This is a genomic window from Paenibacillus marchantiae, assembly GCF_028771845.1.
Classification (GTDB): Bacteria; Bacillota; Bacilli; order Paenibacillales; family Paenibacillaceae; genus Paenibacillus; species Paenibacillus marchantiae.
On record NZ_CP118270.1, the window covers coordinates 2,146,642 to 2,162,914 of the forward strand.

Annotated in this window: 8 protein-coding genes; 6 read left to right on the top strand and 2 right to left on the bottom strand. The window is 48.2% G+C overall.

Translation table 11 applies throughout. From position 1 onward, the window contains the following. The first annotated feature begins 247 nt into the window (after positions 1-247). The 5 genes from PTQ21_RS09815 to PTQ21_RS09835 all read left to right on the top strand — a co-directional run bounded on the left by PTQ21_RS09815 (position 248) and on the right by PTQ21_RS09835 (position 12,049). On the top strand, positions 248-3,349 hold the full coding sequence (locus tag PTQ21_RS09815; RefSeq protein WP_079694989.1) for an ATP-binding protein: 3,102 nt from the start codon (positions 248-250) through the stop codon (positions 3,347-3,349). Then, on the top strand, positions 3,324-4,427 hold the full coding sequence (locus tag PTQ21_RS09820) for a response regulator (protein ID WP_079694990.1): 1,104 nt from the start codon (positions 3,324-3,326) through the stop codon (positions 4,425-4,427). The genes PTQ21_RS09815 and PTQ21_RS09820 overlap by 26 nt, the downstream gene beginning before the upstream one ends. Positions 4,428-4,625: 198 nt before the next feature. Then, entirely contained in the window at positions 4,626-7,079 is a 2,454-nt protein-coding gene (locus PTQ21_RS09825; RefSeq protein WP_079694991.1) for a X2-like carbohydrate binding domain-containing protein, read from the top strand. 4 nt (positions 7,080-7,083) lie between these two features. After that, entirely contained in the window at positions 7,084-9,996 is a 2,913-nt protein-coding gene (locus tag PTQ21_RS09830) for an InlB B-repeat-containing protein (protein WP_079694992.1), read from the top strand. Between the two features lie 298 nt (positions 9,997-10,294). Continuing rightward, a complete protein-coding gene (locus PTQ21_RS09835; RefSeq protein WP_274569687.1) occupies positions 10,295-12,049 on the top strand; it encodes a methyl-accepting chemotaxis protein in 1,755 nt (584 codons plus the stop codon). Between the two features lie 191 nt (positions 12,050-12,240). On the opposite strand, the gene PTQ21_RS09840 is transcribed toward PTQ21_RS09835, so the two are convergent. Together PTQ21_RS09840 and PTQ21_RS09845 are read right to left on the bottom strand one after the other, a co-directional pair. Further along, positions 12,241-12,750 carry a GNAT family N-acetyltransferase gene (locus PTQ21_RS09840; RefSeq protein WP_072735062.1) on the bottom strand — a complete coding sequence of 170 codons (510 nt, stop codon included), beginning with the start codon at positions 12,748-12,750 and terminating at the stop codon, positions 12,241-12,243. 167 nt (positions 12,751-12,917) lie between these two features. Continuing rightward, entirely contained in the window at positions 12,918-13,685 is a 768-nt protein-coding gene (locus tag PTQ21_RS09845; RefSeq protein ID WP_101749457.1) for a helix-turn-helix transcriptional regulator, read from the bottom strand. Between the two features lie 194 nt (positions 13,686-13,879). Here PTQ21_RS09845 and PTQ21_RS09850 point away from each other — a divergent pair, with 194 nt between their 5' ends. Beyond that, on the top strand, positions 13,880-16,201 hold the full coding sequence (locus PTQ21_RS09850) for a beta-L-arabinofuranosidase domain-containing protein (protein WP_079694994.1): 2,322 nt from the start codon (positions 13,880-13,882) through the stop codon (positions 16,199-16,201). Positions 16,202-16,273 lie beyond the last annotated feature (72 nt).

Here is a 16,273-nt window from a genome sequence, read left to right on the forward strand (position 1 = left end):
AAGAGTATAATATTTGTACAATATCAAAACATCCTGGCGCTTGCGTCAGGATGTTTTTTTGTCGAAAACGAGAAGCAGACAGCTCATTTGAGTTGGGTGAGATGTTTAATTCATACAATCAGCGGACGATCGATATCAAAATTGTTATGATAATGTCGAAGGCTTTTTAATAGTTTTTTTTGAAATACTTCGATATGATAAATCTATTTCGAATCTTTTCTCCGATGACAGGAAGGAATACGCAGTCATGAGAAGACAATTACTTGTTCTAATTGGTATGGTCGGCGTTTTTGCTGGAGCGACCTCAATCTTTATCTATGAATGGCTTCATCCCAACGTGCACTATCCGGAGGCGAGGGAAGGCGTACTGGATGCCAGACAGTGGGATTTTGCTGAACAGGGGATCATCCCGCTTCGCGGGGAATGGGAATTCTACAAGGATCAACTGCTGACACCCAGCGACTTCGCCAATCGGGGCGCGAATCAGCAACTAAAACCGCACATTCTTCCTGTTCCCGGAGGATGGAAGGGAGAAGTGTCGGAAAGCGGCTATGGTGCGGGGACGTACCGTCTGCGACTGTTGGTAAACGATCCCGAGGATTATGGACTTAGAGCCAAAAAGATTCGGATGGCGAGTCGTATTTATATGGAAGACGAGGAGCTTGGCGGTACTGGACAACCCGGATTATCGGCAGCCGAATTTGTGCCCAGCAATTTTCCGTTCTTTGGAATGATCAAGTCCGAAGACCGGACCATTGAGATTCTTGTCCAGGTGTCGAGCTATCGGTACTTGCAAGGTGGACTTGTGCAAGCACCTGAGTTTGGACTGGCAACGGATGTTATGACCCGGCGGGACAATGCCCGAATGGCTGACGTCATCGTTATCACCACGTTGTTCGTTTTTGGCATTTATTTTGCAGGCATGTTCAGGCAATGGCGGCGGGAGCCTTATCTAATTTTCTTTAGCTTGTTCTGTCTGACACTAGGATTGTTTTTCAGCATCGACAACGAGATCGTTATGGCGACTCTGTTTCCCTCGATGTCGTTTCTGCTGCTGCAGAAGCTGCTCTTCATTCTTCCGTATCTGGCGATCATGTTCTTCATTCACTATGTACGCATTTATCTAAACGAGAGAAGCGGATATTTGTTCAGGGGAGTTCGCTGGTTTTCCTATGTGTATCTGGTTTTACTGATTGGGTTTCCCAATGATCACCTTTTGTATCTGTTGTGGCCTGGCGTATTTTTGCAGATAGTGGCCTTCGGGTTTATCTTTGCTTCAATTTTTCGCAATCGCCATCACGGGGTCAGAATTTACTATATTTTGCTTGGTGTGTTCTTTTTGATTATTAGTTGGATTTTCGCACTGACCCGTTATCAATTGGCGCTGGACAGCCCGTATTACATCATCGTTACGCTACTGCTAGTCGTGTTGTCACAATCATTCCTGATGGGGGACCGGATTCGTGAGGCTCTCCTGCGCAGTGAACGCCTGGCTGATCAATTGCTTATCTATGACCGGCAAAAAGATGAGTTTCTGGCCAAAACGTCGCATGAGCTTCGCACGCCTTTACATGGTATCATCAATCTGTCTGAAGCCCTGCTGGAGAATAAAGAAGCACCGCTTGCAGCGGAGCATCGTGAGAACGTCAGGTTGCTTCACCTGATCGGAAGGCGACTTGCCGGACTGGTGAATGACATCCTTGATATGAATCGGATTCGGTACGGTCAACTCTCCGTGCAAACGAAACCTGTAGACCTTTACATATCAACCGATTTTGTTATGGAGACCTTATCGATCTCGCCCGTTAAGAGCGGAGTCAGGCTTGTAAATGAGCTGCCTCCCAATCTACCTCTTATCATGGCTGATGAGAACCGGCTTCGGCAGATTTTGCATAATTTGTTGGAGAACGGATTGAAGTATACGGATCGTGGAACGGTCTCCATCTCAGCGGAGAGAAGGGCTAATATGCTGGCGATATCCGTTAGCGACACCGGAAGGGGTATTCCTCCGGAGATCATGGACGACCTGTTTCAGACGTTCTTTCAATATAATGAGCAGGGTGCGCATTCGCGGGGCGGTATTGGACTGGGGCTTGGCATATCGAAGCAACTTGTCGAGTTGCAGAGCGGACATATGCAGATAGAGTCTGAGGTCGGCAAAGGTTCCAGGTTTACATTCATGTTGCCAATTGCACGGCGCGGGGAGAACCAGGTGGCGGCCACTATTGAATACGCTGGACATAACGAGTATAAGAATTATACGGAGTGTGAGGCACATATCAAGCCTGAAGAGAACCCAGCGCTGCTCCCTAGGGTTCAGCTAGCTGTGGAGGTGCCAGATGAGGCGCTCCATATTCTGATTGTCGACGATGAACCCTCCAATCTGAAGGTCGCCATGGACGTGGCAGCTTCCATGGGGTACACGTATACGGCTGTGGGAGGCGGCGAAGAGGCACTGGGGGTGTTAAGGCGCAAGAAGCCGGACCTTGTTCTACTCGACCTGATGATGCCCGGCGTATCGGGATTGGACATCTGTAAGGACATCCGGTCGATTCACGGGCTGGCTGAGCTTCCGGTGCTGATGCTGACCGCTTCGGGGCAGACGGGGGATATTCTGGCAGCCTTTGCAGCAGGGGCCAATGATATTGTGCAGAAGCCTTTTGAGCTGGCAGAACTTAGAGCACGAGTGCAATCGCTTCTGGCGATGAAAAGCTCCTCTGAGCAGGCGGTACGCCGGGAGATGGACTTTTTGCAGGCCCAGATTCCGCCGCATTTTCTGTACAATAGCCTAAATGCACTAGTTGGGCTCAGCTATAAGGACGTGGACAAGCTGCGGGAAACGATCCACCATTTGACCACCTATCTCCGCTCCAAGTTCACATTTATCTTCCAGGGTGATGCAGTACCGTTAGAGAGGGAACTGGAATTGGTACGCGCCTACCTTGCCATTGAGCAGCTTCGCTTCGGTCAACGGCTGAACGTGAGCTACACAATCGATGAAGATGCGCACGGTATGGTGCCCCCACTTACCCTCCAGCCTATAGTCGAAAATGCCGTCCGTCACGGGATCGGACAGAAGCCTGAAGGAGGGACCGTGAACATTATTGTCACCCGTAGCATTAACGGTGTGGAGATCGTTGTCGAGGATGACGGGGGTGGAATGGACGAACAAACGCTAAGATTACTGGAGCAAGGCAAGACTGGGGGAATCGGCATTGGTAATGTGAACCGCAGGCTACAAATGAGATACGGGCGGACTCTGGAGATTCATAGTCGCTTGGGCGAAGGAACCCGAATTACAATTTACTTGACGGAGGAGCCTTATGTGGAAAGCCATTCTGATCGATGATGAAGAGATCGCGCTTGACGTCATGGATATTATGCTGGCCGAAGTTGGCGGTGTGAAGGTTGTCGGCAGGTTTCAGCTGGTCGCCGAAGCGCTCGAACAATGTGGCGCGCTGCAGCCGGATTTAATCTTTTTGGATATCGAAATGCCTGGAGTAAGCGGGCTGGAGGTTGCGGAGGAGATCACTGCGTGCTTTCCCTTTGCTAAGATCGTTTTTGTAACGGCACATGATCAGTATGCGATTGATGCGTATGACACCGACGCCATCGGATATTTGCTTAAACCGGTCGCCAAGGACAAGCTGGCCAGGACACTGCACCGTTATTCCAATCTCCAGGCCAAAAATCGGATTCTAAGTAGCAGTCCTCTAGATCTTGACAGGGGAGTTGCCAACGTTGGTTCAAGCGAATTGGACACTGTCGTTGAAGGTAAGGTATTGCTTTCGCTTAAAGTACTAGGCAGCATGGAGCTGTATGCTGCAAACGGAAGGCTATTAACGTGGAGGACCAAGAAAACGAAGGAGTTATTCGCATTCCTCTGGCATCATCGCGGACAGCCCGTTTACAAATACGCCATATTGGAAAACTTATGGCCGAATGATGCGCCGGAGCGCGGGCAAAAATTGTTGCACACTTCCCTGTATTATTTGCGGAGTCTGTTTAAGTCGGTGGGCTATGGCGAAGTAGTAAGGTACGGCGACGAGCGCTACTGGATTAATCCGGTGTTTATCCGAAGCGATCTTGAAGAGTTGCTTGGTCGAATGAAGAGGGGAGTTGCCGGAACCGAAGCCAAGGACATGCTTCATCTATATAGCGGCAATTACTTCGAGATGGAGCATTATGAATGGGCGGATACTTACCGAATCGAGTTGCGTTCCATCCTGATGTCCTACTTGACGAATGCTCTGAATGGGGCGACGAACGAGCCACGGATAGCGATGCTTCGAAAGCTGATCGATCTGGAGCCCAGTCGGGAGGGTTACTACGATCTACTCATTGACTCCTTGAGGCATGCGGGAGATCTGGGCGGAGTCGGAAATGTGCAGGCTTTGAAGAAGCGAATGCTGCTGGAGGAAAATTAGAGTGTGACAAAACCGATCACAAAAAAAGTATGGGTCTTAAGGTTTACGCCTTTAGACCCTTTTTTTGTCGTTTTATGGGTGGAATGTTGTGAAAATGTTGAGAAGTAATTTGCTAGACTAATGCTGTTGATTGATAGATATCGGACAGCGGTCAACGGATTTGGGATGGGAGCAAAATGAGGGGGAGTGAAAGAAAAGATGATGACATTCAGAAAATGGATCTCGGTGATATTAGCGTTCCTAATAGTAGGAATGCTGGTTCCGCAGTATGCAATAGCCGAGTCGTCCGCATGGGAACTTCGAAGTCCTCTGCCGACGTCTCAGACGATGAACACGGTGGCCTATGGAAATAACATCTTCGTGGCAGTGGGCGAGTATGGAACGATTGTTACTTCCACAGACGGTGTAAGCTGGGCGAGTCCCAAGAGCAATACGTTATTCACTTTGTATAGCGTTGTATATGGCAATGGGAGATTTGTGGCAGTGGGAAGCAGTGGAACGGTTCTCACCTCAACCGATGGAGTGACCTGGCAAAGTCAAAAGGTGGGGAATACCAATATGTTGAGTGTTACTTTTGGTGCCGGCAAATTTGTGGCAGTAGGAGAAGCGGGATTAATACTGCTGTCAAGTGATGGTTCCACCTGGGTTAGCCAAACCAGTAGCGCAACGGGCTATCTCTGGGACGTAACCTATGGTGGAAACTGGTTTGTTGCTGTTGGTTTATCTGGTACGAGGATTGTCTCGAAAGATGGAGTGTCCTGGAAGGCGTACAACAGCACCAATGGAGATTCATATATCGGCGTGACTTATGGGAACAACCGCTTCGTGGCAGTTGATAACCAGGGAGCTATCGTATATTCGCAATCTATCTCGGATTCATCATGGACCTGGGCAATAGGCAAAAATAAAGGTAGTTCCGCTTCAGAGGGCTTTTCTGATGTCAGCTATGGCAACGGAAAGTTCGTGGCGGTAGGACATGGTGGTAAGGTGTACACTTCTTCCGATTCAGCCAGTAGCTGGCAAGTGCAGACTAGCGGCACGGGCAATAATCTTAACGGTGTTGTCTATGGCAGCAACAAATTTGTGGCAGTGGGCATTCGGGGAGCCCTCTTTAGCTCGGCAGATGGGACGATATGGACGAATCGGCTTCAAGGCTCCAGGCAAGCCATCAGAGAAATTAGTTTCATTAATAACCATTTTGTAGCGGTCGGTCCTTACGGAGAGTTGTTTTCCTCTACAGACGGTACATTCTGGGACAGAAAATTGATCGACTCCTCCGTTGGTTTAACAAATATCGAGTATGGTAATGACACTTACGTAGGGGTGGGGTTTAATGGGGCACTCCTTACTTCGACGGACGGAACAGTCTGGGCAAACAGGGCGTCAACCTGGACAGATGCTATATATGGCTTGAGTTATGGGGCTGGGAAGTTTGTAGCGACAGGTAATGCCGGTAAAGTTTGGACTTCGGCTGACGGAGTAATCTGGGCCTCCATTACGAGTCCTACATCGAATACGCTAAATGATACGATATACGCACATGATCGGTTTGTGGCGGTGGGGGTGGGAGGAACGATTATAACTTCGCCTGACGGGGAGAACTGGACGCTCCAAACGAGCGGTTCCCAGGTGAATCTGAAAAAATTAAGCTACGGAAGTGGAAAGTTTGTGGCAGTTGGTGAGTCCGGGACAATCCTGACTTCTGTCAACGGAATGGATTGGGTCGTGCAAGCAAGCGGGACAGCGAACACGCTTAATGGCGTGGGTTACGGCAATGGAACTTTTATAGCGGCAGGAAAAAGTGGGTTACTCTTAACATCAACGAATGGTACGAATTGGACAACTCAAGCGAGCGACAGGCAGGAAGAGCTTAACAGTGTAGGCTATGGTAACAATACCTTTGTGGTGGTTGGGCAAGATGGCATTATATTAAAGAAAATAGTGGAAGCAAACAGCATGATCAATCCGTTGGAGGAAAACTTCGACAAAAATACTACATCAGCGGGTTATGTCAATGTGAATGTTACGCTGACGTTGAACGGAAACATGTTAACCGGTATTGATAATCAGGCATCCTTATTGACTGCAGGCGAGGACTACACAGTTAGCGGTAATATAGTTACCATCAAAAAGGCGTATCTAGCGACACAAGTAGTAGGGACGACAAGTCTGAATTTCACGTTCAGCGCAGGAACATCCCAGACGCTGGACATTTCAATTCGTGATACGACACCGCAAGTTGCTACTGTCAGCTACGGATCAGGCGCTCATGGCACGATCAGCGGAACGAGTGAACAGGTGACAATTGGTGGGCATCCGGTGGCAGTTCCAACAGTGACGCCTGCAAGCGGCTACCGATTTGCAGGATGGAGCAGTGACGGTGGAGTTACGAAGTTCAGCAGTCAGCAGGTAGCGGCTACTAAGATAACTGCGGATGTTACCTACACGGCGCATTACACGTCGTTTGTCATGGGTGACGCGGATGGGGATGGTGTAGTTACGCCTGCTGATGCGCTGTTGTTGACAATGCATATTAAGGGCAAGATCACGCTGACGCCGGAGCAGTTGCAAGCGCTCGATATGAATGGCGACGGACAATGGGACGAAGCGGATATAAAAGCGATTCTCGCCATTGCCGCAGGAAAGGGCTGATTTTATGCTTTGGAAGAGATTAATATCGATTTTACTGACGGTTAGTATGATCTTGCCTTTTGGTACGTTTGTCAGCGCTGGTGCACCAGCTTCTAACTCGATGAAGGTGAGTGGTGGTGAAGGCTACCCTGGAGATACCGTTGACGTGGAGGTATACCTGATACCGAATCTTATCATCAACGAATACGATATTTCGATTGGTTTTGACACTTCTTCGTTGGAACTTGTGACTGGAAATGAAATTACGAATAATCTAGGTGTGAGTTCAAATGGAGATAGCTTCAATTCGGATTTCTCCAGTGATGGGACTATCAATGTACAAGCTGATCTGGTGAACTACTCGATTTTTGATGAAGCGAAGGTATTCACTCTTCATTTCAAGATCAAGGATACCGCACAGCCTGGGGAACTGACGCTGAGTGTACCTACGCACAATCTCTATGAAGGGGGGACACTTTCGTCGACAACGGTTGAAATGGGCAAAATTCAGGTTAATGCTGTAAAGCATACTGTGGCGTTTGATGCACAGGGAGGTAGCGCCGTTGGCAGCATTACAGATGTAAGCAGCGGCACAACGATCAGTGAGCCGCCAGCGCCGACAAAGGCCGGTTATACCTTCGCAGGCTGGTTCAAGGAGGAAGCAGGCACGAATGTCTGGAACTTCGCAACAGATAGGGTAACGTCCGATGTGACGCTATACGCAACATGGACGGCTGTTCAGTTGGCACAATATACCGTTACGTTCGATTCAAAGGGAGGCAGCGTTATTGACAGCACTGCCAATGTGAGTAGTGGAACGACGATTAGCGAACCGCCAGCGCCGACGAAGGCCGGTTATACCTTTGCAGGCTGGTTCAAAGAAGAAGCAGGCACAAATTCCTGGAACTTCGAAACGGATATGGTAACGTCCGATGTGATGCTATACGCAACATGGAAGCGTCATGCAGCAGAGATTCAGATCGGCTCGGTGAGCGGAACGCCCGGAACTACGGTAAAAGTACCTGTCTCCGTAGCCAACTCAACATATGGAATCGGAGCCTATGGAATACAAATTGATTTTGATACAGAAGCGTTGGAAGTAACGAAGATTGAAGGGGAAACGGGCAATAACTTCGACTCCAACTTCGATAACGTAGCAGGTTGGTTGAAAGCGATGTGGGCAGACAGCGATGCAGGTGACACACCGATTGCATCGGGAGAAAAACTGTTCACCGTCAGCTTCAAGATCAAAAGTGGAGCAACAACAGGGAGCAAGAAATTAACAGTAGAAACGGAAGAATTGAGCCATTTCTCCATAGCTAACTCGTTCGCGGTTGGAATGGAAAAAACACTGATGCCTGGTAAGGTTACGGTTAATGATGGACCGGTGCAATACACAGTGACGTATGATTCGCAGGGAGGTAGCACAGTTCCTGGGCTTACCCAGGTGAACAGTGGCACCACGATAAGTGCTCCGACAGAACCAACAAAGGTTGGCTTTATGTTTGCGGGATGGTATAAGGAAGTAGCGGTAACGAATGTGTGGAACTTCGCAACGGATAAAGTAATATCTGATGTGACGTTATACGCAAAGTGGACGAGTAGTACTTCCAACAATTCAAATAACTCTGGTGCGCCTTCAACAAACTCAAGCACAACAACAGTTGAGAAACCTGCTGGTCTGCAAATCATCGTCGATGGTGTCTTGAAAGATCAGATTGCGACAGGTTCCCTCACTAAAGAGAACGGTAAGACTGTACTGAGGGTCACAGTCGATCAAGCCAAACTGGTTGATCAGCTGAAGCAAGCAGCAGACAAGTCCACCGTAGTCATTCCCGTGACTACTAATGTGGAAAAGGTATCGGTGGTATTGACTGGCGATGCTGTGAAGAGCATGGAAACCAAGCAAGCCGTTTTGGAGGTTCAAACGCCAGGCGGAATCTACAAACTTCCTGCAGGGCAAATAGCCATCGACAAGATTTCCTCGACACTTGGGATACAGGTCAAACTGTCCGACATTGTCGTTCGTGTAGAGATTGCCAAGAGTGATGAGGCTACGGTCCTTCTTGCAGAGAAGGCAGCTGTTCAAGGAAACTATGCTGTTGTAGCTCCACCAGTCACTTTTAATGTAACGGCTTCCTACAATGGCAAAACGGTAAACGTAGAACAATTCAGCAGTTATGTGGAACGAGAAATTCCACTTCCCGCAGGTCTTAATCCAAGCAGGGTGACAACGGCTACGGTGCTCAATCCAGACGGCAGTGTTCGTCATGTGCCTACGTTCATCACGACTAGAGAAGGGAAATATTATGCGGTCGTGAACAGCCTTACCAATAGCGACTACTCGCTGATTTGGCATCCAAAGACATTCGCGGATGTAGAAGGTCATTGGTCGAAACAGGCTGTAAACGATATGGCTTCACGAATGATCATCAAGGGGATAGATGAGAATCATTACAATCCGAATGCGGTCATTACACGGGCGGAATTCGCAGCGATTATGGTGCGCGCGCTGGGATTGGCCGACAATGGAAGCCAAACCACATTCATAGATGTGAAGTCCAGCGAATGGTATGCAGGAGCTGTTGCGAAGGCTGTGGAATACGGTTTGATCGAAGGCTACCAGAACCAGACATTTGCGCCTGCTCAGACGATTAGTCGTCAGGAAGCATTGGTGATTATGTCCCGGGCAATGAAACTCACATCGATTGAAACGGAAGGGGCAGATGTGGAGTCTGTGCTATCTCCGTTTGCAGATCAGACGGCGATTTCTTCTTGGGCCAAGTCGGCAGTAGCCTCAGCTGTGAATAACGGACTTGTGGAGGGCTCAGAAGAAGGTTTGATGCCGACAGGCAAGCTTACTCGGGCCGAAACTGCGGCGATTGTTCAGAGACTTTTGATCAAGGCCAAGTTGATCAATAACGGCGATTCTATCTAAAGTTAATCGAAAAAATTAAGACAGTTCAAAACCAGCCTCTTTTCCGATTAAGGTGGAAGTGAGAGCTGGTTTTGTCTGTTTATCGATGAATGGCATTCTGATTAGGAAAGGGACAAAGCATTAGACTCGGAGAAGGCCGTTATCTGGAAATCATCTTCCTGTGGGTGACCCGATATTTTCTTGCCTAATTCGACAACTTCATATACTATTTTCACATTACATAGTGCTTCAAGCATGTAGTTTTTGGGTAGTCGTAGTCGAAAAGGCTTACATACAGGTGTGAGAGGAAGAGGATTGGATGGTCGTTTTTTTCAAGAAACGTTTGGTTGTTCGCATTGTTGCCATTGTTACATTGGTCATTGTGATTATATCTGCGGGAAGCATGCTGCTTCAGCTGGCGAATATGAAGCTAGCCGCGCAGGAGGCCATATCGAGTTATAATATTCAAATTGCCGAGAGTTATGTGAAACAGCTGGATGCAGAGCCGTATGTGGAATTTGCCAAAGATCCCAAGGAAAATGACGCATTCTTGAAGATTTGTAATGAGCTGGATGATTTTCGTGTGAGCATCGGTGCGATGTATGTGTATTTTGTAAAAATAGATGATACAGGCACACCTCTCATTATGGTGGACGGCATGAAAGATGCAGATAAAGCATCACCGATCAATGAAGTGACGGATATCCCAGGTGATGCAGTCCAAAAGCTCCTGCAAGGGAAAACAGCCAGTTCCCCTATCATTCATAATGAGGAGTATGGTGAATATATTTCCTCATACGCTCCGATTTTGGACAGTAATGGAGCTTTGACAGGTGTGATTGGAATTGATACGGCTGTGTCGGTCATTGGAAGTATTGAGTCAGATATTATGAAATCCAGCATTCCGCTGTATGCCCTGTTATTATTCATTACGCTTGCAGGCATCGCGGTTGTATTGTGGTTCATCGTAAGAGGCCTGCGACCGCTGAAACCGTTGAAGGCAAGCGTCGAACAAATGGCGCAAGGTGAGCTGGCGGAAGCTAACCGAATCCTGACAGCCTATCGGCTGCAGAGTGAGGATGAGATTGGCAGCACATTCAAGGCGATGATTCATATGTCTGGGGACTTAAATAAAATGATCGGCGACATGGTCGAGGGTGTTTCGGTAACCACTGATATTCTCGCGGAATCAACGGAGCAATTCAATCGTGATGCAGAAGACATGCTTGAGATGAATAAGAGCGTTGACCAGTCCGTGCAGCAGATCAGACAGGGAGCACATACCCAGAAGCAAGGTGCTAGCGACAGCGCTAATGCGATGGAAGAGATCGCAAAAGGCATTACCGATATTTCAGAGTCCTCTACAGCCGTGTCCGACGCTGCAACAACTGCACTTGCTACGGCACAATCAGGTAAGCAGAGCATGACGCAAATGAAGAAACAGATGGAGAGCATTTCGGCTGTATCTGCTGAAGTTGTAGCCATGGTCCAAGTGCTTAACAACTTCTCGCAGCAAATCGGTGGTGCGCTTCATACGGTGCGGGATTTTGCGAGTCAGACCAAGCTGCTGGCGCTGAATGCTTCAATTGAAGCCGCTCATGCAGGGGAGCATGGGAAGGGATTTGCCGTTGTAGCGGATGAAGTACGAAAATTGGCGGAGGCTTCAAGCACATCTGTGCAGACGATATCCGATTTGTTGCTCGGTATTCAGAAGGAGTCCCAGCATATCGGATCACAGATGGATGTTACCTCGCAAGAGATCGGCCAGGGGGTGACGAGCACAGCAGAAGCAGAGCTTGCCTTCACGCATATGGTTGAGGCGTTTCGTGTGGTGACACGCCGTATCCAGGAGGTTTCCGCAGCAGCGGAAGAGATATCGGCGGGTTCCGAGGAAGCGGCAGCATCGGTCAACACCATCTCGCAAATTTCATCCGGCGTTTCAGATCATTCAGATGACATTTATCGCTTAACAGGGGAGCAGTCGAGCATGTTCCAGAAGGTGGCACAAACGTCCACGCTGCTGAGGCAGCAAACGATTGAGATGAGCGAAGCTGTAAGAAAAGTAAAGGTATGACCGACAAGAGCCATGCAAAAATTCTGTTGGAAATCGGCTGTTAATAGTGTGGAAAATGGAGCGAATAGCATTTGCTGCTCGATTCCAATTCTTTAGATTAGAATAACGCTAAAAAGGGATACCCTCGGTCGTATTAATGACTTATGGGCAACCCTTTTTGTGTTATCCACGCTTATTACCATTTGCGAGAATTATGAATCATAACGGTAGCAAATTGCTTTGCCTCCACCACTCTCGGAACTGAATTCCGGGTCTTCTACAAAACCGAAACGTTCGTATAATCGGATCGCGTTGACCATCTGGCCGCCCGTATATAAATACACCGTATTTTTGCCCATGTCTTTGGCAGATTCAACACATTGTTGAAGCAGTTCTCTGGCAATGCCGTGACCTCTCCATTTGGGATCAACACCCAACAGTCGAATAAACGGATAATCAATAGGCAACTCGAAGTTCGGGTAAGCCTTATGCGCTGTCTCAAACAATTGCACCGTTCCGACAATCTGATTATCAATTTTGGCAATCCATAATTGCTTGATATAAGGATTGCTCGGCGATTCCCGAATGTCCTTCAAATAATGTTCCCATTGTTCCTGTGTTTGGAACGTGTCCCGGTACTCGGAGTAACTTTCAATGAGAATATGTACAATTTCTTCATGGTCAGCTTCTGTAGCGGGATGAATCTTTACTGCCGTTGTCATCTCAAGTTCTCCTTCTGATCTTGGTTTGATAAGAGATATAGTTGACTTGAATTGTATCACACCCAATGGTACTGGATTAATTCAAATTTTCTATATATGACTCATGAAATTCTATGAGTTGGTATAATCCGCACAAGCACATCCAAGGTTCGCACGTATAAGGTTCATTATAGGCGATTGAGCTGTGTGGAATACAAATTATTGCGATATTCGGTGGGTGTATTGCCTTCGTATTGTTTGAACATGCGCAGGAAAAGTTTGTAATCCGAAAAACCGCATTGCCCCGCAATTTCTTTCACACTGGCATTGGTATTGAGCAGCATCTGCTTGGCCCGGCGAATCCGTTCCGTGAGGATATAGGTTTTGAGCCCAATGCCTTTCTCACGTTTTACCATTTTGGAGATATAGTCCTTGTTAAAATTAAAAGTCTCGGCAATCTTACCAACCGTAATGTCGGTATGCAGATGAATATCCACCCACTTGCAGATGTGGTCAACGATCGCATTGTGCGGTCGATAACCCGCCTGTGTATTGCGTTCCAGTTCTTTGAGCAGCAGCAGCAATGCCGCGTCTGCTTCTTCCGGTGAGAACGATGAACTATGCAGCAATTGCTTGAACAGCTGATTGGCGGTGGACGGAACCTGAATAGTCGCATGGGTGGGATACTGGTCGAACTCTTTCTCAATCGAATCATAATGAACCCAGTAGAAGCTGACGGGAGCATCGCTAACCTGATAGCCGTAATGGGTGCGTCCAGCTCTCAGAAACAGCAGATCATTTGCACGAATCACGAACTGCTCGTCCTCCTCCGCAATGTACATCTCGCCTTCCAACATCAAAATGACCTCGTGAACAGGCATGCTGCGCTTCATGTGGCTCCAATTACCTTCGGTTATGAACTTGCCGCACAGGTAATGTTCCAATGGCTTTTGCATAGGACGGATTTCTCCACCTTTTCTTGGATTATGAGTCTGATGTAGTTGTATTTTATTTGATAATATGAGGATATTCAAGGCCTGTATGAAGAAAGTTCGTAAGGGACACATGAATTTCAACACGGATTTTACCCTTTGTACAATTATATAAGTACTTCTAAATATCCACTACATACCGAGGAGGAGCTAGTAGAATGATTGAAACCAAAACGGGATTTCTGGGACCGGAGCATGTAGATCTGTTAAATGGCGTTTTTCAAACGTCACAGGAAGTTGGAGAAAAGTATTTGTTATCACTGGACATTGATCGTTTTCTGGCACCATGTTTTGAGGCCCATGGGTTATCGGCGAAAAAGGAACGATACGCGGGTTGGGAGGCACGCTCGATTAGCGGACATTCCCTCGGACACTATCTGTCTGCCCTGGCTGTGACCTATCAGGCGACAGGTAATGAAACGTTAAAGCAAACGCTGGACTATGCCATCAACGAGCTTGCATCCATTCAGCTGACAACGGGCAGCGGGTATGTCGGCGGCTTGTCCGAAGAAGCTTTCCGTATTGCATTTCGGGCAGAGCATATTGGTGGTTTTAACATCGGCGAATACTGGGTGCCTTGGTACAGCGTGCACAAAATCTATCGTGGTCTGACTGATGCCTACAAATTAACGGGCAATCAACAAGCCCTTGAGGTGGTAACACGGTTTGCTGATTGGGCGGTGGACGGTCTAAGCCCGATGACAGAAGAACAGATGCAGGTCATGCTTCTATGTGAACACGGCGGTATGAACGAAGTGTTTGCACATTTGTATGGAATCACCGGGAAATCTTTATATCTTGAGATAGCCAACAAATTCACACATCAATTGATCCTCGAACCGTTGGAACACAAGCAGGACGATCTTCAGGGCAAACATGCGAATACGCAGATTCCCAAAGTCATCGGTGCAGCCGAAATCTATAACCAGGATCATAACCACGAGAGCTACCGGACAGCGGCGGAGTTTTTCTGGGATACCACGATCCATCATCGGTCTTATGTATTTGGTGCAACGAGCATTTCGGAGCATTATGAAGCGAAAGGCATGGAGAGTCTGGGCATTAAAACCGGAGAGAGTTGCTGTACCCACAACATGATGCATCTGACGAAGCAGCTCTACACCTGGAATCCCGACAGCGCATACATGGACTATTATGAAAATGCGATCTACAACCATATCCTGGGCACACAGGACCCGGACACAGGCAACAAAACGTATTTTGCATCAACACTGCAAGGCCACTACAAAATCTACGGTACTCACGATACCGCCTGGTGGTGCTGTACAGGATCTGGCATGGAGAACCCGGGCAAATACGCCGAGGCGATCTATTTCGAGGATGAGCAGGATCTGTACGTTAACCTGTATATTGCTTCCCAGTTGGACTGGAGATCCCAAGGCATATCGCTGAAGCTCGAAACCGACTTTCCTTATTCGGAAAAGGTAACCCTTACGATCACCGAAGGCAGCGCCTCGGCCAATCTTAGACTACGTGTGCCCTCATGGCTGCAGGAGCCAATGACGGCAACGGTCAACGGGGATACGGCCCATCCGCATACCCGGATGGAACCCGGATACCTCGACATCGAGCGTACATGGACCGCTGGCGATGTCATCACCATCACGCTGCCGATGTCGCTCCACCAATACACGTCCAGGGACGATGCACACAAGGTGGCATTCCAGTACGGCCCAATTGTACTGGCAGGGGCTCTGGGAAGCGAAGGGCTGCCCGAGGATACCATCGTGGACGAAACGGCACTGAACCCCAAAACCGCACCTGTACCTGTAATTTGGACAGAGCAGGAGGATGTGCGTGAATGGATCAAGGTTGTAGACGCAAGTACGTTAACGTTTGAGATCAGCAAGGATGTCACCTCGGACGGCAATCCGGTGAGGCTGATCCCGTTCTATGATGTGCATCATGAGTTCTATACGGTCTATTGGCCGTTCAACGATGAAGGGAATGCACTGGAGAAGGAATTGAATGATATCACCATCGACAGGGTGCAACCTGACGGTCAGCAGGATGAGATTGGACATCAACTGGATAGCAATTGCCGTGCAGAACAGCATAACGGTTCATATACAGACAGCCGCAACAAGCTGCATATGTGGCGAGAAGCATATGGTGTCAGCGGGGCTTACTTCAGCTACCAGCTGGCGGTGGATGGTTCTGCACCGAACTATGTATGCGTGGCATACTGGGGCGGGGATCATTCTCCTTTTGAACGGGAAGGAACACGGCATGAAAGAATATTTAGTATCGCCGTCGATGGAAATGTGATCGGTGAACAGCGGATTCATATGAACAAGATCGGTGAAGTGTTCTTCGTTACCTATGACATCCCTCAGACGGTTACGTCAGGTAAAGACAGTGTGCGAGTTGCATTCCAAGCGTTGGACGACAACGGATGTGCCGGAAAAGTGGTGGAGGTACGTACAACGCGCAGCAAACCGGAATCTATCTTTTCGTAAAAGAGGCATTGTATGAAATTGGGCAAACACAATGGTATAATAATAGTAAAATGCTGATTAGGTAAAAGAGGA

Bases quoted from the DNA above. Each gene is read 5' to 3' on its own strand.
- PTQ21_RS09815 (WP_079694989.1), top strand. From the start codon at position 248: ATGAGAAGACAATTACTTGTTCTAATTGGTATGGTCGGCGTTTTTGCT.
- PTQ21_RS09820 (WP_079694990.1), top strand. From the start codon at position 3,324: ATGTGGAAAGCCATTCTGATCGATGATGAAGAGATCGCGCTTGACGTC.
- PTQ21_RS09825 (WP_079694991.1), top strand. From the start codon at position 4,626: ATGATGACATTCAGAAAATGGATCTCGGTGATATTAGCGTTCCTAATA.
- PTQ21_RS09830 (WP_079694992.1), top strand. From the start codon at position 7,084: ATGCTTTGGAAGAGATTAATATCGATTTTACTGACGGTTAGTATGATC.
- PTQ21_RS09835 (WP_274569687.1), top strand. From the start codon at position 10,295: ATGGTCGTTTTTTTCAAGAAACGTTTGGTTGTTCGCATTGTTGCCATT.
- PTQ21_RS09840 (WP_072735062.1), bottom strand. From the start codon at position 12,750: ATGACAACGGCAGTAAAGATTCATCCCGCTACAGAAGCTGACCATGAA.
- PTQ21_RS09845 (WP_101749457.1), bottom strand. From the start codon at position 13,685: ATGCAAAAGCCATTGGAACATTACCTGTGCGGCAAGTTCATAACCGAA.
- PTQ21_RS09850 (WP_079694994.1), top strand. From the start codon at position 13,880: ATGATTGAAACCAAAACGGGATTTCTGGGACCGGAGCATGTAGATCTG.